Below are 21,293 nucleotides of genomic sequence, written 5' to 3' on the forward strand. Positions count from 1 at the left end.
CTGCGAGCTCAACCGATATAACTGGCTGAATAGAATTGCCACCATCATATTATTTCATCTGGCTCACGATGATACGATCGAACATCCGGTCGCCAAACCATTTTCGGATCGCGATCATCGGCTTGGCGTATTTGCCAACGGCATAGCGCGTGCGCGGCCTTTTTGCGTTCACAGCCATCGACACGACATCGGCGATCACCTTCGGATCGGAGCCACGTCCATGACCATAGGCAGCTCTCGTGGCCTTGGCGACCATTTGTGTTACCTTTGCGTAGGCGCCCGCTCCAGATCGCTTGATGAGGCCATCGGCGACGACATCCCCGAAACCAGTCTCGATCAGGCCCGGCTCAACAATCACGACCTTGATGCCGAAGGGTGCGAGTTCCAATCGCAGGCTGTCGGACCATCCTTCGAGCGCATGCTTGGTGGCGTGGTACCAAGCCCCCAGCAGCGTATATATCTTGCCGCCCATCGAGGTGATATTGACAATGGTGCCTGAGCCCTTCTGGCGCATCGCAGGCAGCAGAAGCTGTGTCAGGCGAGCGGGGCCGAATACGTTGACTTCGAACTGATATCTGGCCTCGTCGGTAGAGATTTCCTCGACCGGTCCATAAAGGCCAAAACCGGCATTGTTCACTAGGACATCGACACCGCCGCTCTCAGCGAGAATTGTCTCGACAGCCGCCTTGATGGCTTCGTCATCGGAAAGATCCATATGCAAGGCCCTCGCGCCAAGTTTCTCCAGATCCCGCATCTTGTCGACGCTGCGGGCGGCCACGTAGACCTTGAATCCGTCGCTGATGAGACGCTTTGCTATTTCCTTGCCCATGCCGGACGATGCGCCGGTGACGAGTGCTGTTTTCTTGCGATTGTCGATCATTTTAGCCTCTTTGTTTGCGGGTCTACAAATAGAGCCTCTCGATCTCCGGCGCATCGACGGAAGGCGCCAGCACTATTGCACTTTGCGCCAAACGTTCGAATCGTCACTTTCTTGGCGCTAAAAGACCTGCTGTCGCAGGTGGCGTCGGCGTGCATGAGAGACGATAAAGATCACCAGGACCTCTAGGCCTATCAAGGACAGTCCAATCGTCATGCCGGCGGAGGCCGGGTCCCAACCGGTGCCGCGCAGCAAATAACCAATCGCAATGAGTGGTGTATTCCATGCTAGTGTTCCGATCATTGTAGCCGCCAGGAATGGCCCAAGCGGTACTCCCAGAATGCCCGCTGGCAAGGCAAGGTATATTCGCGCGGTCGGAATGGTCTGGCCAACGACTGTCACCAGAAAGTGGTTCCGCCCGTAAGCAGCGGCCAGCCGCCGATAAAGTTCCGGCTTTAGAAAGACAAACTTGCCGTAACGTTCGACAATCCGTTCACAGCGTGAGGCCCCAAGCGCATGGCCGATGGAATACCAAGCGAGCGCACCCAAGACAGAGCCTAAGCTCGCCGTGAGCACGGTTTGAATCAGATCCAGCGTGTCCTCGACCGTCGCCAGGCCGATGAACACAAACAATACGTAGGAAGGCAAGATCGGTAGAAATTTCTCAAGTAGGCCGACTACCGCGATGCCGATCAAACCGAGTTCGAGCAACCAGTTCAAGGGTAGGCTGTTCATGGCTGGCGGTCTCCGTGGTCGCTGCAAAGGGAAAATCGGGCGAGTACGGCCTCATACCGGACCCGCCCGACGCCAAACCACCGGGCCGCGACCGACTTGGGGCGTCTCGGTTGGCGAAAACGGTGGTTTGTGCATGTAATCGACGATTGCGGACCCAGGCAGCGACCCGATGAACCGTCCTTATGTGGGCGAATGCCAAGGCCCGCTCAATCTAGTCGCTCGCAGTCGGTCGGGCAGTGGCGGAAAGCGTCAATGGAGTGGCGCAATCCGTCAAACCGTCTTCGCAATCGTGGAGCCACGAGAATTCGAGCCAATGGCGGCGACAGGCTTTTAACTACTCGCGAGAGACGTAATATTTTGGCAAAACGCTGCGTTGAGCGGGTTTTGACTTTCGACGCCATCGATTCATTGAATGCTCTGGCCTTTTCGGGCAACGTCTCGAGCTGGTTACTCTTGAGACCGCCCGCGGTCGCGACTTCATCGGTGTTAAGTTGCCGAATGGTCGGCATCGAGCATCTCGTCGGTCGTCCTCCGCCGGCGTGCAGGCCAATTGCGCCGGCTGTGCGACCTCGCCGATTCAACCGAGACACCGATGATCATTCTATCAGCACTGGCATGGAGTTCCGTCTGCGCCAATTGCTGCTGGCTCGTCTCAAGCGCCGTCAGGGCACGTTCGAGCCCGCTCTGCGCCATGCGAAACCCGTTTTGGCCTGGTCAAGGACACTACGAGGCGTATTTTTTGAGCAAAAGCACCTTTTCAGGTTTGAGCGTCGATGCCGCCTGCCGCAGATGGCTTTCGGCAGAAACGACGCCAGCTTCGGCGGATGTCACGGCAGCGTGCAACTCACCGGGCTCGAGCCCCGCGATCAGCTCCCCTTTGACCACATGGCTGCCAACATCGATGAACCGCTCGCTCAAGCGGCCGCGCAGCCTGAAGGAAAGGTCGCTTTGTGTGCGAGCCGCTATGTCGCCCGCCGCCGTGAGTTCCCGTATGGCAGCTGGCTTGTGCACTTCCATGACTGAAACCGCGATGGCTCGTCTGGTTGTGGGTCTCGTTTCTGACAGGCTGCCAACAGTGCGACGCCCAGGAGGAACGGCGGAAGAACAGGAATTATGATGATTTCACAGGTTTTCGGGGGCTTTGACGCAGAGACTTCGATCAAAGACCTTCGTCATTGTCGGGGTTCCCATGTGCGGTTGTCAGGCAGATCTCAGGCTTGGGTACCGGCTTCCCGAGGCGGGAAATCCGATAGACTCTGGCGGGGGGGATGTTCAGCAGCGTCTTTCCGGTCATCGTTGCACGCAAACCGAGCTGATCGAGGATTGGGCGAGGAACCGGACAACGCCATGAGTAAGTGAACGTATAGAAGGCTCCTCCCAGCCGCAGATGGGCAAAGGCACCGTTCAGGATCGACATGACCTTGTCTCGCGGCATGCTGAGAAGCGGCAAGCCGCTAATGACCGCACCGGCCGGCCCATCCGCACGCGGCAACTGCCCGAGGTCGGCGGCATCCATGTTGATGATGCGGATATCGGGGAAGCGTTTCTGCAGGCGCTCGACGAATTCGGGGCCGTACTCAATCAGCGTCAATCGCTCTGCCGGCACACCGCGATCAAGGAGCTTGGCTGTAAAGACCCCAGTTCCCGGACCGAGTTCGATCACGGGCCCGGTCCAGGGCGAGACATCTCGCGTGATGATTGCTGCGAGCGCCGCGCCTGATGGGGCAATCGCACCCACCCTCAGTGGTTCGCTTAGCCATGAGCGAAGAAACATTATTAAATCGCGTGGCTCGTTCTTCACGATAATTCGCTCCGCCATTTCTTGTTCCTTGAGTTCGGTAGCGACGACTAAAGGGAATCCGCTTGAATGGATTGCGGCCTGCCAATCCTCTAAGCGTTGAGGTGGCTAATCGGCAGGCCGCCGAACCCAAGGATCAGCGGAACGTCCAAACACGGGTATTGGATTAAGTCGCATCCTTCGCCGGGTCACTTTCGGAACGCGACAGAGGTCTCGCATATCGCGCCAAACTGCGCGGGCTCCGATGTCGCGGCAGTAAAGTGGCCGCGAACTAGGCCTGGCGGGATTGAAAGTCTCTTGCTTAGTACGAAGTGGCAGCCGGTGTCGTAGACATCGATAACCTCGACTGCGAGCATGTCGTCATTGGACAAATTCCTGAGCGCTCTGCCTGAATTCTAAATCTCATCCGTAATGAGGATGGTTGGTTGGAGCACGCGTATCCCCTTTAGTTCGTTTCATTGATTCGGGGACAATGGTTCTGCAACCTCTTGTGCAAGTTTAGCCGAAAGCGCCCTGACAGTTCGTCGTCATGTCAGCAGACTTTCACAACATCAAGATGCAGAAGCTTTCCAAGTTTTTCGATGCGCCCGGCAATATGTCCGACGCCAACGGCGCAGTGATGGGCCGGTCCTTGCGCATTCCATGCCTCAACGAACCGCCGGGCTCCAAGTGGGAATTTATAACGGCTGTTGGTGTTGCCGATTTCGAGGATCGGCCCTGCGACGGAGGCACCTTCGGCGCAGAGCAGCTTGATCTTGCCGGCGCTCTCGATGACCGAAAGCAGCGTCACCGGTCCGTGCCTGACCGACATCTCGACGCTGACGCCAGAACCGACCTTGCCGTGGAAAACCTGCAGTGGCCGGATCTTGATGCGCCCCTCGGCAATTCCGGTATGCCCCGGCCCATCATGGCCCATCAGCACCACGTCGGCCGCAAAATCCATGGCATAATACTCGGTGAATGAGCCGCCGACACCGAAGCTGTCCATGATCTTCATCGCCTGGGCGTTCTTGATTTCATATTCGCCGGCAACCGGCACCCCGTCGGCCGTCAGCATGGAGCAGCCTACGATGACCGAGGTGATAATGTCCTCATAGTCGTGCCCGGGCTGGGATTCGTAATAATAAGCGAGGGACCCGAGCGATTTGTTGGTGACCAACCTGTGCAGCGCCACGGCGGTTTTTGCCGCACGCGCCAGTTCGTTCGGGTCGCAGTCGGGCTGGACATCGAATTCGGTCTCGATCGTCGCCAGACAGGCGGAGACATCCGCCTCGCTCACGTCATTGCGGAGCCGCGCCAGTTCGTCGATCTCCAGCACCTCGATATGGGTGCCGAAGGCTGCGGCCTGGGCGGTCAGATCCGAATAGATATCGAGCATGCCATTGTAATAGCGGCCCATGACACCGAGCCGGTTATGCGCCATGACATGCGCGACGCGCGCGGCCTCCATCCAGTCGTTGATCTCCTCATCGACGATGGGATCGCCGGTAAGAATGCCGGTCACCTGATGGAAGCTGATGCCTGCCCGATGGAAGACATTGGCGATTTCAGGGACGGGGCAGGCAGAGCAATGCGCCAGCCAGTCGCCGGTCATCGCGGTGAGATCGCCAAGCGCGTTGAAGGTGGCATAGTCGATGGCTGCGGCCGGCTGCAGATTGAGAATGATCACCGGAACCTTGGCACGACGAACCACCGGCAGAACGGTCGACGACAGGGCATAGGTGGTGATGTAGAGAAAGATGATATCAACATCGGCCTGACGGAACTGATGGCCGGCCTCGAGCGCCTTTTCGGGTGTATCGATCAGCCCGAGGTTGACCACTTCGACGCCGGGACGCGCAAGCTTTGCCTCGACGGAATCGACATAGCCGCGCAACCTTGTTTCCAGACCTTTGAATTGCGGCCAATAGGCCTCCAGACCGATGCCGAAAAGGCCGGCCTTCAAGGGGCGTTCAGACATATCTGTTTCTCCGATGCAATATTGAAAAGCGTCAGCTCTGAAGGCGCACGCGTAGCTGATCGAGGCCGACGGCCATCAGAAGGACGACGCCGCGCGTCACATCCTGCCAGAAGGAGGAGACGTTCATCAGCGTCAGTCCGTTGTTGAGCGTACCGAGGATCAGAACGGCGATCAGCGTGCCCCAGACGCTGCCGCGCCCACCGAACAGGCTGGTGCCCCCGAGGATGATGGCCGCAATGATGGTCAGCAGATGCTGTCCGGCGGCGTTCGGCGCCGCCGCACCAAGCATCGCCGCAAGGATGATGCCGGCCGCAGCCCCCGAAAGTCCGGAGACGATGTAGAGCACCATCTGGGTCCGCTCGACGGGCACACCGAGCAGGCTGCTGGCCTCCGGATTGCCGCCGGTCGCATAAACGAAGCGTCCGAATGGTGTTTTCGACAGGATCAGCCACAGAACGACGAACACCAGCAGCATGAGGACGATCGGAAACGGGATACCGAAGAGGCGGCCGGATCCGAGCCAGTTGAAGGCCGGAATGAAAAGCGGCTTCGACAGGCCGCCGGTCATGACCATGGAAAGACCGGAAAAGATGCTCATCGTCCCGAGCGTGGCGATGAGCGGATTGAGCTTCAGCCTGGTGACGATGAACCCATTGAGCACACCGACCGCGCAGCCGATGACAAGCGCCGTGAAGCAGCCCGCCCATATATTGATGCCGTTGGCATGCATCAGCGCCACGATGACACCGGCAAGACCGGCAACGGCGGCCACCGACAGATCGAGGCCGCCGCCGATGATTAGCGGCGTACCGGCCGCGGCCATCAGGCCGATGAAGGCCATGTTGGTGCCGATGTTGGACAGGTTGCTCAGCGTCAGGAAATAAGGAGAGAGAAGCGAGAACGCGGCCAGAAGCAGGATGTAGAAGACCAGAAGGAGCACAATGCCGGCGGCAGGACGACCGAGAAGGTCGGTCAGCGAACTTGCCTGCTTCTTCGAAACACCCGACGCTGCGGGAATGGAGGACGACTTGCTCATGCTTTCTCCAGTTCATTCGTATCGCGGTTGGCAGACGGGGGTTCCGCCGCCCGCATCAGGTCCGTCGCGGTCGCATCCTGCCCAAGCTCGGCCACGACCTTTCCATCCTCCAGAACGAGGCTACGATCGGCGAGTCCAGCCACCTCTTCCGCGTCCGAGGAGACGATCAGGATCGCCAGTCCAGCCTCCGCCAGACGGCGGATTTCCGCGTAGATTTCGCGCCGGGCGCCAAGATCGACGCCACGTGTCGGCTCTTCGAGGATCAGGAAATTCGGGCTTCCGAGCAGCCAGCGGGCCAGGCAGATTTTCTGCTGGTTGCCGCCGGATAAAAGGCGAATCTCCTGATCCGGCCCCGAGGTCTTGACCCTCAGGGTTTTGATCCAGTCTCTGGTACTTAAGTGTTCGCGCTTCTGATCAACGATGCCGGATTGCGTGAACAGGCTGAGATAAGGCAGCGTGGTGTTCGTGCGCACCGACAGATTGCCGATCAACCCCTGACGCTTGCGCTCGGCGGCAACAAAGCCGATGCCGTTGCGCACGCTCTTTCGCGGTCCCGACAGGCCGATATCGATATCGCTCAGCCGGACGGCTGTGGCGCGGGCAGCAGGTTCGGCACCGTAGATGGCCCGACCGATCTTTTCGGCGCCCGAACCGATCAGTCCGAAAACGCCGAACACCTCACCGCGCCGCACAGAAAGCGAGACGCCGTCGAGCCATCCGGGAAGAGACAAGCCTTCCACGGACAGGACGGTCCTTGCATCCGGAACCACCGTCGATTTGGCCGGATAGAGGTCACCGAGCTCGCTGCCGAGCATGGCCGTCAGCACCTCGTCGCGACTGGTCTCCCCCGTCTTGAACTGGCCGCGAACCTCGCCGTCGCGTAACACGACGATCCGGTCGCTGAGCCGGAAGACCTCGTCCAGATAATGCGAGATATAGATGATGGTGACGCCCTGGGCTCTCAGAGCCTCGATCACCTCGAACAGATTGTCGGCGTCCGCCTCGCCCAGCGATGCCGTCGGCTCGTCCATGATCAGGATCCGTGCCTTGCCGGAGAGCGCCCGGGCGATTTCGACGATGCGCTGCTCGGACAAAGGCAGCGAGCCCATGCGCCGACCGGGCGCGACATGCTCGAGCCGCAATCGCTTGAGCAGCGCTTCCGCCTGTCCGTCCATTGCCGGCCGGTCGATCATGGGAATGCCCGCAAACCGCCGCTTGGGCATGGAACCGAGCGCGATGTTTTCGGCAACAGAGAGATCCGGATGCACCGAAAGCTCCTGCGGCATCAGCCGGATGCCGGCCGCAATCGCATCCTGCGGGGTGGCGACCGTCGTGAGCGTGTCGTCGATCCGGATCTGTCCGCTGTCCAGCGTGTAGACGCCGGACAGGATTTTCATGAGTGTCGACTTGCCGGCACCGTTTGCACCGAGAAGCGCGACGATCTCTCCTTCATGGGCCGAAAGCGATACGTTCTTCAAAACTGTCACGCCGGTGAAGGCTTTGCTGACATTGGCGATCTGGAGCCGCGGATTGCGGCTCCCTTCGGTTCTCTGGTCGGTCATGTGACGCTCCCTTGACGGTCTCCGCTCACTGCTGAGGGAGAATGGCCTCGTAGCCCTTCAGCCAGTCCTGCTTCTTCAGGTCTGCGAGATAGGTTGCGAATTCCGTTTCCGGGAATACGTAGCCATCCGCCTCGCCGACGCAGGGAAACTCCTTGTAGAACTGGCAGATATTGGCCTTGGTGACCATCTGGTGGGTGACGAACGTCGCCTCCGGGACGGGCTTTCCAGCAAGGGAGGAGAGCGCGATCGGGATCAGATAGTTGCCGTAGCTGCCGGGGAATGAACCGGTAGCGGCAACCAGGTTCGGATCGGTGGCGAGCGCCTCTGCCTCATCTGCCCCGTTACCGACCGCGATTGCCTGATCGATACGACCCGCACCCCGCACGGCCTGCAGCATACCCATCGTCGCCTGATCGTTGATCGCGATGATGAGGATCGGCGCGCCGGGCGGAATGCGGCCGATGACGTTGTTCATCTGCGCAAAGGATTCCTGCAGCGTGTTCTTGGTATCGATCTCGATGATATGATCTGCCGGGAAGTCCTTGGTCAGCGCCATGAAGCCGGCCCGCTGGCCCTCCGTACGCATGCGCGGAATGACGCCCGATTGCGGCAGGGCGCCGATGACCAGATAGCCGGTATTGACGACATCGGCGCCGAATTTCTTCTGCGCCGCCGTTGCCAGATAGGACCCGCCCATAAACCCTGACTTCGGATTGTTGACCCCGAAGAAGCTTGCGCCTGGCATAGGAATGTCGATCGCAGTGACTTTCGTGCCATCCGCTTTGAAAACGTCCATCACGGTCTGGCCAAAATTGGCATCCGTCTGGAATTCGATGACGTAATCGACCTTGCGCTCCGCAAAGGATTTGGCGTTGGCGAGCGCCGTCGGTCCGTCAAGGCGATTATCTGCAATCACAAGTTCGATGCCGGCGGCGTCCGCATTCTGCTGGATGCCTTTTTCGACGAGCACGCCGAAGGAAATGTCGCGCTGCAGATTGGCGAAGCCGATGCTATAGCCCTTGCCGTTCTTCGGCGGTGTTACCTTGGCGGCATCCGCCGCCATCGCCTTCAGATTGTCGGCCGATAGCATCTTGCCATCGAATTTCTGCGGATCGAATCCGTGGAAATCCTCGGCATAGGCAGCAGACGCGACAAGGCACGCGCCAACTGCCAGCAATCTGGCTTGATGTTTCATGTCTCTCTCCTCCCAGCCGCTGCCCTCCCTGGCAGCAGCAACCGCTGATGATCTCAGCAAGATGTGCAGGTCATTCGAAAAATGACCTTACCATCTGACGTTAACACCAAGCATTTTCATTGACACGCCGGCATATTCCGCAAAAATGATCTTTTGCATACAAAATATGATCCAAAAGTTGAGCTGGTATGATGCAGAGTTACTTCGTCTACATGCCGGACAACCGCCTCTGCGCCGCCTGGGGCTGCACGGCTGTTTCCAGCGGCTATACGGAGATCGTACCGAATTCCGATTATCCACCGAGCCGCCATCCGGACGATCACCACTTCAGCTGGGCGCGCGGTCGTATCTTGAACGCCTATCAGGTTGTGCAGATCAGCGCTGGCAGCGGGCGGCTGGAATTCGGGCCTGAACGTCGACAGGTCGCAATCGTCGAAGGCTCGATTTTCCTGCTCTTTCCTGGGGTCTGGCACCGGTTCGCTCCGGATCGACGCACCGGATGGGTCGAACACTGGATCGAATGCCGGGGGAGCGCTTTCGACTTTGCCTGCGATGCGGGTCTGCTGCAACCGGAGCGGCCGGTGCATGCCAGCAGCCCTGAGATTGCAGGTGTGTTCGCATCGATCCACGCGCTGGCGCAGGACGATTCCTTGCGCAATCAGCCGCTTATTTCGACCCTCGGCCTTCAGTTGCTGGCGCTTCTATGCCGTCCCACCGATATTAACAGCAACGCGTCCGGCAGGCTCGTCGATCGTGCGCGGATGATTTTGATGGAACGATGCGGCCAGCCTCTGTCAGTCGAGCGGCTCGCCGAGGAACTCGGCGTCAGCTATCCCTATTTCCGGCGTCTATTTCGCGAGCAGACAGGCATGTCGGCCAAACAATATCAGATGACCGTCCGCATTCAGCGCGCCGGCGACTTTCTGGTGAATACCGACAAGTCGATCAAGGAGATCGCCGGGCTCCTGGGTTTTCACTCGGCGTTCCACTTTTCGACGCAGTTTCGGCAGATGATCGGCTCGAGCCCGACGGATTTCAGGACCGTTCGGCACCAGTAACGCTTCGCGACGGAGCGCAAAGACCTATCAATGTCTCGCCTTGAAAGGACTCGAACCGGCGTCCGGTCTACTCTTCTGGCTAACTCGTTGATTTAGAGGCTAGATGCGTCGCTTTCCCACTTTCAGGTGTTCTTCTTCCTCGTTTAATCAGAACCGATCAGCCGGCGCGGCGCGCTGGCCGGGGAAAGTTGAAGAGTATCGGAGCTTTCAGCATAGCGCCGGACGTGTCCGGGAAAGCGGGAATTCTCGACACGGTTCAGCCGGAAAATGCGCAGCCGCAGGAGCCTTAGCATAGCGCCGCGACAGCAGGAAGGCGGGATCGACTGCGCCCGGTGGAACCGTTCCGCCTACAACTTCGGAGATTATCAGCGCTCGGACAACTGGAATCCATCACGCAACCAGCTGCTTCCATCGTCCAGCGCCCTCGCTGCACTCCACGAAAGAGCGTACTTCTATGGACCCGTCAGACCCGGGGCATGATTTGCGTTGCGCGGGCAAGCGTTTTTGCCGCAAGGCCGACATACCATGCGTTCATGCGCCTGTCCCAGCTACGGACTTCACAGAACGTCTTCCAGTCGAACTCGTAAAGCGCAACCAACTGCCAGTCGGCGTCGATGCGGACGACGATCAGGTACTCAAACAGCTGTTTGTCCGGATCCTCCCGGTCGGGATAAACGGTCCCGGTCTTACGGGCATCAAGCACGCCTTTGATCGAATAGCGATCGCCGCGTCTGGAGAGCGCATCAACGTTCTGTGTGCCTGTAGGAGCAGGCTGCAGGTTGGCACGACCCGGTGTAGCGTTATACGTTGCAATCGCAAGGCTTTCCGCTACCTGACCGACATTTAAGGCCAGACCTCGTTTCTTTAGCTCGGCCGCGACACGGGCGCGCAAACGAAGCAAGTCGAGATCACTGAGGCCGACCAGCTCATCAGAAGGCTCCCCAGGTTGAACCAGCATGGTTTCGTTCATGTACCCTTCCTCTACTTCACTTCAGTCTGGTCAAAGGCGACCGCATTTTTCAAGATGCGAAACTCCAGTTTCTCCCAATCTTACAAAGACATATTGAGGGCCGCTCCAGGATCGGCATTGCGAACGCGATAGATGTTCGCTATATGTTCCAATTCAAAACCGCAGTCCACAGGATTTGAGAGACGTCATGATGCAATATGCACCACTTTGGCATAGGTTCGGCGATATCTGCACCCGGTATGATTCATGCAAGCTCCAGCTCATAAGAAAACCGTCAGAACGTCCGTAATGCTTCCGGAAGCGGTTCATAACCGCATCCAGTTGCTTGCGGATGCCAGTGATGTTTCCGCCGCGTGGGTTATCCGTGCGGCTGTCATGCAGTTTCTTGCGGAGCACGGTGAAGAGACAAATCTCCCGCTGCGTCTTCCGAGATCGAAAGAGGATGTGAGATGAGCGCGGAAACGATTCGTCAGAAAATCGCCCGACTACAGGCCGGTGGCAAACCGCGACTTCTGGACCTGTTTTCGGGATGCGGCGGCCTTTCACTCGGATTTCACTCAATCGGCTTTTCCGTGCGTGCTGCCGTTGAGTTCGACCCGGACGCAGCGCGTTCCCATGGTCTGAACTTCCACGGGGGTGACGCCCGTCACAGCAAAGCGCGCGACATCATCAATACACACCCTGAAGATCTCGTTGCAGAGCTCGGTCTGGGACCGGTCCAGGATGCGTTCGACATTCTCGTTGGCGGCCCGCCATGTCAGGCCTTCGCACGTGTCGGCCGCCCAAAGCTTCGTGAGGTCGATGCCCACCCGCAGGCTTTTCGCCACGACCCGCGCGCGCGTCTGTATCAGGAATATCTGCGCTACGTCGATGCATTCAAACCGCTGGTAGTCGTGGTGGAAAACGTTCCGGACGTACTGAACCATGGGGGCCAGAACATCGCCGAGGAGATCTGCGAGGTTCTCGAGGATAAAGGATACGTCTGCGCCTATACGCTGCTGAACGCGGCGTTCTATGGCGTGCCGCAAATGCGCGAACGTATGTTCCTGATCGCCTATCGTCGCGAAGTCTCCGAGAAGATATCATTTCCTGACCCAACAAACTGGCTGGTGCTTCCTCCGGGCTACGAAGGATCTCGGGCAGTTGCGCTCAAAGTTCTCAACGGCCACCTTTCGTCAGCGCATGACTATCTCGAACCTCCCTCTGCAGTCCCCTCGCTGCCCGCGGCAGTCACCGTCGAACAAGCGATCGGAGATCTTCCGCGCATCGATGCCCGCAGCAAACTCGCCTCAGGAGAACTGCGACGTGGTGCACGCCGCATGGATGAGACAATCCCTTACGACCGGCGTCAGAAGATATCGGCATACGCGAAGCTGATGAGGTCCTGGCCGGGCTTCGAAGCGCCGCAAGACGGGCTGCGCGACCACGTCATCCGCTACCTGCCCAGAGACTACCCTTTGTTTGCTCGTCTCAACCCTGGCGACCAATATCCGCAGGCATGGCAGCATGCGACGAACATGTTCAACGAAAAACTTGCTGATCTCAAAAAGGCCGGGAAACAAATCGCCGAGGGATCTCCCGAATATGAGAGCCTGAGGGTCGCGATCGTCCCACCCTATGACGCGTCGAAGTTTCCGAACAAGTGGCGCAAGATGTGGAGTGATCAGCCGGCCAGAACCCTGATGGCTCATCTGGGCAAGGACAGTTACAGCCATATTCACTATGACAGCGAGCAGGCACGTACGATCTCGGTCCGTGAAGCCGCTAGATTGCAGTCGTTCCCGGACGGATTTGTCTTCAGCGGTACTATGAACCCGAGCTTCAAGCAAATTGGAAATGCCGTACCTCCCCTGATGGCAAGAGCACTTGCTGCCCGGATCATGGAGACCTTGTGTCCGAGTCAGAAAGAAAGTCTTGATGGATATCCGAGAGCGGCAGCAGCAGTATAAGGACGCAGTTCAGGCCTTTCCGGGCATGACGAAGGGCACACGCGTAGCCGACGCATTTGGTGTTTCGAACAGCGCCAAGATTGTGGGCGGGGCACTATTTGCCTTTAACATCAATCTCGCATCCTATAGCGCGGCATATGACCAGATAGCGGTCCATTGCCTGCTTCGCTTCCCGCCGGAGGACGAGATCTATTTCACGATCTTCGTGAAGAATGATCTTCCAGTCCTCGAAGCCCGGCTAGAAGAGATGCGTGCGTCAGGCAGCTCGAAGCCCAGGAACTCCGGGCAGAAAAGCGTTGCCGATGAGGACGAGCCTGTCGAGGAGAGCATCGCAAACGAAGAGCCGATCGCTAGCGCGGCCCCTGACACTCTGGATTACACTGATAACAACAAGAATGTGAAAGGCTACATTGCCAGCGACGGGCGTCTTTATCTGCGCAATAAAGGGTATTGGGATACGATGCCAGCTGATCTCTCAACGATCAGCAAGCCTGTCGCAATTGATCGGATCGTCTTTGCCATATGGCCGCCAGCAGCATCTGCCAGTAGGGGCCTGATGGCTCGCGAACTGATCGGGTATCTGGGCAACCTGATCGGACGCGAGAAAATCCACGAGTTACGCGTGTGGGCTGACATGGACGCCGTCAGCGCCGACATGCAACGCATGCCGGCAAGTCTGTCTCTCAAGGAGATCGAAGACGCAGTCGCCGCAGCGGGTGGCCACTATCCCGATGGAGAAATCTCGCGCTTCCACGGCGCCATGAATTTCCTCCCCTCCAAGCATTTTGTCATCCTGTCCGGGTTGTCGGGCACAGGGAAAACCCGCCTGGCGATCCAATATGCCCATGCCGTCCACGGACTATCCGGCAAGGAGAGCCGCGATCCCTTCCTGTTCATTTGCCCGGTCAGGCCGGAGTGGACGGATCCGACGGGGCTGACCGGCTATTACGATGTGCTATCGAACCGATACATGATCCCCCCGTTCCTTGAGGCAGTCCTGCTGGCGACTGCGCATCGGGATTCACCGGTATTCGTCGTCCTTGACGAAATGAATCTGGCCCGAGTCGAATACTATCTTTCTGACGTCCTCTCTGCGATGGAAAGTGGCGAAAAAATACGCCTTCATTCCAGCGGCGTGCCGCTGGAAGGCTCAAATGGCACGCCGGTTCCTGCGGCGCTCGAGCTCCCGTCGAACCTCTACATCGCCGGCACGATCAACGTCGATGAAACAACCAATCCTGTCAGCGACAAAGTACTGGACCGGGCAATCGTGATCGACATGTCCAGCGTTGATCTCCCGGGCTTTTTTGACGCCCTTGTGAAACGCGAACCCTCTCTGACCGACGCGCGAGCGGCCTGCGAGGAGGTGCTTAGTCAGGCGCGGACAATCCTTGCCGCGCACGGATTGGGCTTCGGCTATCGCGTTGCTGAAGAAGTCGTGCGCTACCATACCTTCGCAGAAAAGCACCTGAACCCGGCTCCGAACTCGGTTATCGACGATCTGATGGTTCAGAAAATTCTGGTCAAACTGCGTGGCGGTGAGCGTCAGCGCCCGATGCTGGCGGGACTGACAAAAGCTCTTGCAGGACTTCCGCGCTCTCAGAACTTCCTGACGAAGCTTCTTTCAGATCTGGACGAGTACGGGGCCTTCCAGGCGAACAGGTAGCCAGATGGAAGCCCTGCTCATAAGAGACGAGAAAACCGGCGCTGAATGGCGCGTCTGGCCCGATCCAGACGTCATACCGGCGGGATCGATCCACGAAACCGGCTCCTACCTCTTCGAACTCACCGGAGCCGAGCACGCGGACACGGCAGATCTCCTGATTGACGATGTCAGGCTGGAGGCTTTACGCGCTCCGGCACCCGACGCCGCGCGCTGGCGATGGCCGCCGGGTTTCCAGGCCGGACTGGTGGAAGCCGAGCTTCGTCTTTCAGGCCGCTCGCCTCGCCGCTTCGAAATCACCACCGATCCTGATCTGCGCAAGCTGACGCGAGACGACTTCGATGCGATGGTTCGCGAAATCCTCGACGATACGTTTGCCCTTTTTTCATTGAGCAGCTTCAGGAAGGGGATCGCAAGGGGGAACGGCGCCCGCCCACCGGCAATAGCAAGGCTTGAATTCCTTCGGTCGCGAATCGAGGAACTGGAGACCATCGTCGCTGCGATAGCACGCAGTCCGAGGCGGATCCTGAAGGCCCAGGATCGGAATGTCGCGCACTATCAGGCCACGCGGGCAACCGGCCCCGAAATCCTGCGATCCTTCCAATCCGGACCGGTTCTGAGAGAGACGACGAATACGACGCGGCTACCGGCCGCGCTGAATGGTTTTCTTCCAGCTCAGATTCGTATCCGCCAGCGCCAGAGTTCTCTTGATCTTCCGGAACATCGACAGATGGCCGCCTGTCTTCGCGCCTGGACGGCATGGCTAACGGTAGCCGCCGAGCAACTGGACAAAGGTGGCCGCGAGCGCGGCACCGAGGTCGGCAGGGAAGCGAGCGGCTGGGCGAGGCGCTGCAGACGTCTTGCAAGACGACTTAGCCAGCTCGGAACGTCTGCACCGTTCGTTGACGCTGGAGACGCTCCTCCGCGTCTGACGCTTTCGGCTCTGTTTCGGAACGACCCGTCCTATCGCCGCTTTTATCGGCTCTGGCAGGACATGAATCTCGGCATCGCTGCAATCTTCGGTGACTTCCTGAACCTGCCGCTAGCGCGAACCTTCGAGCTGTACGAACTCTGGTGTTTCCTGCGGCTCGTGCGCGCCGCGACGCTGGAATTTGGAGACGAGAGTTTTGCAGTTCAGGATCTCTTTATCAGCGATGCTTCGGGAGGTCTCACGCTTGCAGCCGGCGCTGTTACTGTCTCCGTTGGCGATAGCTGGCAGCTCTGTTTCCAGAAACAATATCGCGAATTCTGGCTTGAGCCGGATCGGCGCGGATCTTACAGCCGGACGATGACGCCGGACATCGTTGCCGCTCGAAACGCGGCGGCTGAAGGCGACCGGGGCAGGATGATCGTTCTCGATGCTAAATACAGGGTCGCTGACGGGCTGAACGATGCTTTGACCTCGATCCACACCTATCGTGACGCGTTGGTTCAGGAGGCTGAAGCAGGAGACGTCAAAGGAATTGTAAGCGCTGCCTATCTGCTGACGCCTGACATGCCGGCTGTCGGAAGCACCTACCGCTCCACAGCTATGCCCGGCCGGCTGTTTCATCCGCAATATCGAGCCGGTTTCCGCTTCGGAGCAATGACTTTGAAGCCGGGCATGGCTACGTCAGATCTGGCCTCAGCCCTCCGACTGATCATCGCCGATGCCACGTCAGAGGAGCCTGAATAATGGATGTTCTGACGCAGGAACAACGCCGTCTTAACATGAGCCGCATCCGCGGTCGGGACACAAAACCTGAATTGCTGCTGCGCAAAGGGCTGCACGCGCGGGGCTACCGCTTCAGGGTGAACGTGCGTGATCTCCCCGGCCGCCCGGATATTGTTTTTCCAAAGTACAGAGCAGTCATTCAAGTTAACGGATGCTTCTGGCACGGCCACGACTGTCATCTCTTCAAGATGCCAAATTCGCGTCAGGAATTCTGGGCGGAGAAAATTGCCGCAAACCGTCTACGCGACAGGCGGACGGATCTGGCGCTGTCCGAGGCGGGATGGAGGGTTCTCACTGTTTGGGAATGTTCGCTTAAGGGCTTGAAGCGAAGGCCAATGGACGACGTTCTCACCTGCTGCGAGTCGTTTCTTCAAGACGGCTCGAGGAAGGTGGCATACGTCGGGTCAACCTAGAACATGTCGACTTGCTCTTGAACATGGGGTAATCGCGGACGCCTCCCCCAACGACATTGCCTTAGCAATACGGGATCGCCACCAAGCATTCGCCCGTGACATCGTCGACCACATTGGAGATGCGGAAGCGCCCGCCGCAGGCGAATTGATCGTGGACGAAATCCAGAGACCTGGGGGCATGCGCCTTTGCCTCGACGAGGATCGTGTGCCACGCCGCATGGCTCGTCTTGTACTCAGGCCAGCTCAGTCATTTCAATCCTCTTACTTTGATCTAACTTGGTTCGACATCCTCAGTAATAAGGCTTGCGGTTTCGCCTTGGCTTAGAAGTTTTTTCTAGATTTGGTTTCGACTTAAGGCTGGCCATCGTCTCATTGACGATCGAGGAAATCAGCTGCAGATTCGAGATCACTTCTTCCGGTACCGGGTTATCGAATATCTCGCTCGACGATGCTGGCTTTGCAGATTGCGTGCGACCAAATCGAAATGCTGCCGTGACCAACGGTAACAACTCGACCTCGATCTGGTTAGAGTGACCAATCTTGCGGCCAAGGTCGTCCATTCCAAATCGGGAAAGAACCTTAAACTCTTCAAACCCGATATCTGCCTTGGGGGGCATGTCAAAGCTTTCGACATCGTATATGTCGCGGCTAAGTCGACGCCCGATTCCGCTAAACGCACTCAGCAATGCGAGAGGGCTTTGCAAAGTCGCGAAAAATACGTACCAGAAAGCGGCTCCGGGACCGCTTCTTGTCAGGAGGATGTCGATGTGATCAAGGGAGTTCGGTGCCACTTGAGTTGCTAGAAAACCCCGCGCTGCGTCGCGGTCTTCTGTGCTCGCACTTAAATCCTGATCCTGCAAAGACTTCTGCAGCAAGGAGCCTCGCTCCTCCCGTGGAGCTTTTGAAATTCCTTCCAACGAAACATCAATGCCGACCTTCGCGGAAATGTCTCTCCAGGCTCGATCGAGTCCGACACCATCCGAACGGACAAGAGCCTCGGTGAGCTTCTGCACCACCGAAGTCGATTGCTTTTCGTGAAAGACGCTTGCCGCTACCCGAAGTACTGCGAGTGCTTGCTTCGATACGGACGGCACCAAATCACCCAGGACGCCACCGTTCAAAATTTCATATATATCGAGCCATTTGTCTGGAAGCGAAGGCAACTGGCTTTCCGGGGTTCCCGCTGCCAGCGCCCGCGCCCAAACATAGCTGAGCGTGCGACGGCAGGCGGCGGGGCTTGCCTGTCGCAATTTCATTATTCCATCTGAGTGGAGTTGGACTTCGACGAGTGACAGCATAGCCACCGCGTCGATGACGATGGAAGTAACTAAATGAGAATCGCCGCGTGGTGCTTCAAGAAATGCTCTTGCGGCCTCGAATGGGACAAGCCGACAAAAAGCGGAGAAAGGGGAAACGGCGTTTGGATTGGCGTTAAGAGCAGCCAGCAAGTCGCTAATCTCGCCTTCGCGTGCAATGGCCAGATTTGGAAACGACATCTGATTCACGGGCTGTTGCCCCCAGACGACCGTCACACCGCCGGTTTCCTCTTTCAAAACCGCTTTCAAGTCTAAGCGTCTCGATCTCTCAATTACAGCGTCGGAGGTTCCTGAGGAAAAAACCTCCAGAAGCTCTCGTCTAGATAAGGACGCTGTCCACATTGTCTCATTCCTTGCCAAAAATACGCGCCTTTGTAACAATCTTACTACGAGGAATTACAACACTGATAGCACCGTCGAGATAAGCTGGTATTTTTTTATCGTAGTAAAAGCTCAGCGCGGTTTTGGCACGCGTCACGGCTGTATAAGCAAGTCTCTTCTGAACCCCGCCCATACGTGAGAGGTTATCGAGCCCGGCAATGTGCACGCATCGAAACTCGAGACCTTTTGCCGCCGACATTGAAGACAGCCAGATCGGAGCTTGCGGATCAAACTCATCACTTTTGCAGATAGTCAGTTGGGACGCATAACCCAGGCCTGCGAGATGATCCGCGATGAGCAGAACGTCTTCATTCTTAGGGCAAAGAACACCGATCTTCTCCCCCGGATAAGCCACTAGCTGATCGGCGATCTGGTCTGCGATGGCTTGTGCCTGTTCCGCAATCGAAAGATCTGACTTGGAGGTGACCTTCACAGGATATGCCAGTTCATCGTACTGCGCATTGGGCCTCAACGGAACGTGTGACGGATAGCCTGCGAGTATGGCGTCTGCGATACTGCAGATATCGCGACCGTTTCGAAAATGATAGTTAAGACCATGCTTTATGGTGGTTGCTGCCTCAAGCTCAGCAAAGCAGCTGTCAACCTCGAACACCTGTTGATGCTCATCAGCCGCCGCAACCAGGACTTTTGTCAGCGCAGCGAATATCTTGATCTCTTGAGGCGTATAGTCCTGTGCCTCGTCCAGCAAAAGCGCATCAAATAGCTTCGCCACCTTACCGCTGTTGATCAATGCCTGAACGCCATCAGCTCTCAGCTGACGTGCTTGCTCCAAGTCCATGCCATTTGCATCGAAACCCTTACCGTTCTCACGCAGGATATCGTTGAACAGCCTCGCATGAGTGGTGATCCTTTCGACAGGAAATTTATATTGTGCGCCGCCGATTTGAATGAAGCTTTTCAATAACGAACCGAAGACAACGACTTGCAAATTCGGGGATGCACCTAACGCCAGATAATTCGCGCGGAGCAGCAGGAGATTGGTTTTGCCGCTACCTGGTGGGCCTTGAATCAAAATGCTTTCATCGGCGGCGATGTCGAGAATTGCCATTTGCTCGTCGATAAGATCAGTGTCGTCTTTCCACCAAGTGCTCATATGCCGTTCTCTTTCGCTGATAGAAAGTGGATCGCATCGCCAGCAATCGACCCTTTCTCAATTTTGGTGTAATAGCTTTCTAATGTCTCAAGAAGCACAGCCTGAAGCAGTGAGCTGCTGTACAAATCCTCTTCGGAACCTTTAAAAATCGTGCGCTGGTGGTTCAATTCGGAGGCTTCGATGGCCCTAGAAGAAAGCGCGTCGCTGTAACGGATAACGTACTGCGGAGCGCCTTCATTATCGTCCAGGTTCGAGATCACAAATTTTAGGGCGAGCGGAAACTCCATACCCTTAGCTTCATCCGCACTGAACGAAAGCATAATTTCACGACTGTCGTTCTCAGCCTCAAAGATATCGGATCTCCGAAGAGGGAAATATGCAGCTTCCGCAAGGATAGAAGCCAAGCGTGTGTCGAGCTGCTGAGCGAACTGGTCCATCCTCTGCAAGAACAAGCGTCGTCTCTCCGCGTCTGCCAAGCTGGCCGTCGACATGTTGGCCCTTGCGAGCTTCTGCCGTTCCAGAATAGACAGTTTGCGTGCGTCGGCGTCGACATTCTCCGGCTTGGCGGCGTCCTCGAAGTCACTCCAACTTAGCATTTCCAGACGAACTTCGGGGTTCTTGACTAAGGCACGGCGAGCTAAGAACATTAGGCGGGGCTCGCCGCCACTAATGTTAGGCGTCGTTCCTCGTACCGCATCAACCAGCATGGTAAAGGGTTCGCTCACGTCCGCGAAAATTGGCTTCTTCATCAGCAGATCGTGCAGCACCGCGCCCATCTGATAAAAGGTCACGGCCCGCCAACCCTCTATCGTATCTTTCTCCTTGCGATCCAAGAATTCCGGGGAGCTGTAGCGCAGGGTACCAATGAATGGCCGTTGATCTGCATCAGTCAGGTTGGAGACCCCTATAGGAAGTAGTACACCTAGATCGAGGAGAATGGCGCGACTGAAGTCATCACTGATCGCGATGTTCTCTGGTTTGATATCCCGGTGAGCCATACCAAGGTCTTCGAGAAACCGAGCTGCGGAAGCTATCTGTGAGACAAGGGTTCCGTAATTCTCAGGCGGAATTGATGACCCAACCTGATGAAAGTTTTTGAAAGGCAGGCGTTCCATAACGACGAATAGGTGGCCGGTGGCAGTGCACTCTCCACCTTCCAATATCCTGACCAGATGAGGATGCCTTTTGCCAATTAGCTGTCGTTCGCGGTTGATACGCTCCAATTGAACAGCCCTCCCGTAGCGTTCGATTAGCTCGGGATGAAATATTTTTACGGCGCCTTCGACACCACCTCTAATACCTGAAAGGACAACGGCAGACTTGCCGTTTCCGAGAATGCCATCGATAGCCCAACCGCCAACGCTGTTCCCAATAAATCCTTCGGCGAAAATTTTCGCCTGTGCATTGTCCATCGAATTACTTCCCTACCCACTGACGCACTAATCAGTACCTCACGATCTCAATTTGGCACTGTGCTTGTATCGAACAAATACAGGGTATCCGCAAGATTATCGCACGCCGCTTTAGTAAACTTAGTATCCGTTGCTAAATC

At 57.3% G+C, this 21,293-nt stretch carries 18 protein-coding genes; 7 read left to right on the forward strand and 11 right to left on the reverse strand.

Annotated elements, in window-relative coordinates; genetic code table 11:
* Positions 1 to 49 precede the first annotated feature (49 nt).
* Together ASE04_RS28840 and ASE04_RS28845 are read right to left on the reverse strand one after the other, a co-directional pair.
* A complete protein-coding gene (locus ASE04_RS28840) occupies positions 50 to 880 on the reverse strand; it encodes an oxidoreductase (protein WP_056826110.1) in 831 nt (276 codons plus the stop codon).
* Between the two features lie 117 nt (positions 881 to 997).
* On the reverse strand, positions 998 to 1,612 hold the full coding sequence (locus ASE04_RS28845; RefSeq protein ID WP_056826112.1) for a DedA family protein: 615 nt from the start codon (positions 1,610 to 1,612) through the stop codon (positions 998 to 1,000).
* Positions 1,613 to 1,864: 252 nt separating this feature from the next.
* On the opposite strand from ASE04_RS28845, the gene ASE04_RS30895 reads away from it, so the two are divergent.
* On the forward strand, positions 1,865 to 2,635 hold the full coding sequence (locus tag ASE04_RS30895) for a hypothetical protein (protein WP_156408913.1): 771 nt from the start codon (positions 1,865 to 1,867) through the stop codon (positions 2,633 to 2,635).
* 136 nt (positions 2,636 to 2,771) lie between these two features.
* Here the strand turns inward: ASE04_RS30895 and ASE04_RS28860 are convergent, their stop codons facing one another.
* The 5 genes from ASE04_RS28860 to ASE04_RS28880 form a co-directional block, all read right to left on the reverse strand.
* On the reverse strand, positions 2,772 to 3,431 hold the full coding sequence (locus ASE04_RS28860) for a class I SAM-dependent methyltransferase (RefSeq protein WP_056826119.1): 660 nt from the start codon (positions 3,429 to 3,431) through the stop codon (positions 2,772 to 2,774).
* A gap of 511 nt (positions 3,432 to 3,942) precedes the next feature.
* Complete coding sequence (locus tag ASE04_RS28865; RefSeq protein ID WP_056826121.1) at positions 3,943 to 5,370, reverse strand: L-arabinose isomerase family protein; 1,428 nt, start codon at positions 5,368 to 5,370, stop codon at positions 3,943 to 3,945.
* A 31-nt stretch (positions 5,371 to 5,401) separates the two neighbouring features.
* Positions 5,402 to 6,406, reverse strand: a complete 1,005-nt coding sequence (locus ASE04_RS28870) for an ABC transporter permease (protein ID WP_056826123.1) — start codon at positions 6,404 to 6,406, stop codon at positions 5,402 to 5,404.
* Positions 6,403 to 7,968, reverse strand: coding sequence for a sugar ABC transporter ATP-binding protein (locus ASE04_RS28875; protein ID WP_056826125.1), 1,566 nt, complete (start codon positions 7,966 to 7,968; stop codon positions 6,403 to 6,405). Before ASE04_RS28875 ends, ASE04_RS28870 begins: the two co-directional genes overlap by 4 nt.
* 25 nt (positions 7,969 to 7,993) lie before the next feature.
* Positions 7,994 to 9,163 carry a sugar ABC transporter substrate-binding protein gene (locus ASE04_RS28880; RefSeq protein WP_056826127.1) on the reverse strand — a complete coding sequence of 390 codons (1,170 nt, stop codon included), beginning with the start codon at positions 9,161 to 9,163 and terminating at the stop codon, positions 7,994 to 7,996.
* 188 nt (positions 9,164 to 9,351) lie between these two features.
* Between ASE04_RS28880 and ASE04_RS28885 the strand changes: the two genes are divergently transcribed.
* On the forward strand, positions 9,352 to 10,221 hold the full coding sequence (locus ASE04_RS28885) for a helix-turn-helix transcriptional regulator (RefSeq protein WP_056826129.1): 870 nt from the start codon (positions 9,352 to 9,354) through the stop codon (positions 10,219 to 10,221).
* A 463-nt stretch (positions 10,222 to 10,684) separates the two neighbouring features.
* On the opposite strand, the gene ASE04_RS28890 is transcribed toward ASE04_RS28885, so the two are convergent.
* Positions 10,685 to 11,191 carry a hypothetical protein gene (locus ASE04_RS28890; RefSeq protein WP_056826131.1) on the reverse strand — a complete coding sequence of 169 codons (507 nt, stop codon included), beginning with the start codon at positions 11,189 to 11,191 and terminating at the stop codon, positions 10,685 to 10,687.
* A 288-nt stretch (positions 11,192 to 11,479) separates the two neighbouring features.
* Here ASE04_RS28890 and ASE04_RS30440 point away from each other — a divergent pair, with 288 nt between their 5' ends.
* The 5 genes from ASE04_RS30440 to ASE04_RS28910 are packed head-to-tail and all read left to right on the forward strand — an operon-like array spanning position 11,480 to position 16,930.
* On the forward strand, positions 11,480 to 11,644 hold the full coding sequence (locus ASE04_RS30440) for a hypothetical protein (protein ID WP_082597545.1): 165 nt from the start codon (positions 11,480 to 11,482) through the stop codon (positions 11,642 to 11,644).
* Positions 11,641 to 13,140: a DNA cytosine methyltransferase gene (locus ASE04_RS28895; RefSeq protein WP_056826133.1), complete on the forward strand. Its 1,500-nt coding sequence runs from the start codon at positions 11,641 to 11,643 to the stop codon at positions 13,138 to 13,140. The genes ASE04_RS30440 and ASE04_RS28895 overlap by 4 nt, the downstream gene beginning before the upstream one ends.
* Positions 13,109 to 14,806, forward strand: a complete 1,698-nt coding sequence (locus ASE04_RS28900; RefSeq protein ID WP_056826135.1) for an McrB family protein — start codon at positions 13,109 to 13,111, stop codon at positions 14,804 to 14,806. Before ASE04_RS28895 ends, ASE04_RS28900 begins: the two co-directional genes overlap by 32 nt.
* A gap of 4 nt (positions 14,807 to 14,810) precedes the next feature.
* On the forward strand, positions 14,811 to 16,478 hold the full coding sequence (locus tag ASE04_RS28905) for a DUF2357 domain-containing protein (protein ID WP_056826137.1): 1,668 nt from the start codon (positions 14,811 to 14,813) through the stop codon (positions 16,476 to 16,478).
* Positions 16,478 to 16,930, forward strand: a complete 453-nt coding sequence (locus ASE04_RS28910) for a very short patch repair endonuclease (RefSeq protein WP_156408914.1) — start codon at positions 16,478 to 16,480, stop codon at positions 16,928 to 16,930. The genes ASE04_RS28905 and ASE04_RS28910 overlap by 1 nt, the downstream gene beginning before the upstream one ends.
* Positions 16,931 to 17,220: 290 nt before the next feature.
* Here the strand turns inward: ASE04_RS28910 and ASE04_RS28915 are convergent, their stop codons facing one another.
* The 3 genes from ASE04_RS28915 to ASE04_RS28925 form a co-directional block, all read right to left on the reverse strand.
* Entirely contained in the window at positions 17,221 to 18,495 is a 1,275-nt protein-coding gene (locus tag ASE04_RS28915; RefSeq protein ID WP_156408915.1) for a hypothetical protein, read from the reverse strand.
* 97 nt (positions 18,496 to 18,592) lie between these two features.
* Entirely contained in the window at positions 18,593 to 19,741 is a 1,149-nt protein-coding gene (locus ASE04_RS28920; RefSeq protein WP_056826143.1) for an ATP-binding domain-containing protein, read from the reverse strand.
* On the reverse strand, positions 19,738 to 21,153 hold the full coding sequence (locus ASE04_RS28925) for a protein kinase domain-containing protein (protein ID WP_056826145.1): 1,416 nt from the start codon (positions 21,151 to 21,153) through the stop codon (positions 19,738 to 19,740). Before ASE04_RS28925 ends, ASE04_RS28920 begins: the two co-directional genes overlap by 4 nt.
* Positions 21,154 to 21,293 lie beyond the last annotated feature (140 nt).

It is taken from the genome of Rhizobium sp. Root708 (genome assembly GCF_001429725.1).
Classification (GTDB): Bacteria; Pseudomonadota; Alphaproteobacteria; order Rhizobiales; family Rhizobiaceae; genus Rhizobium.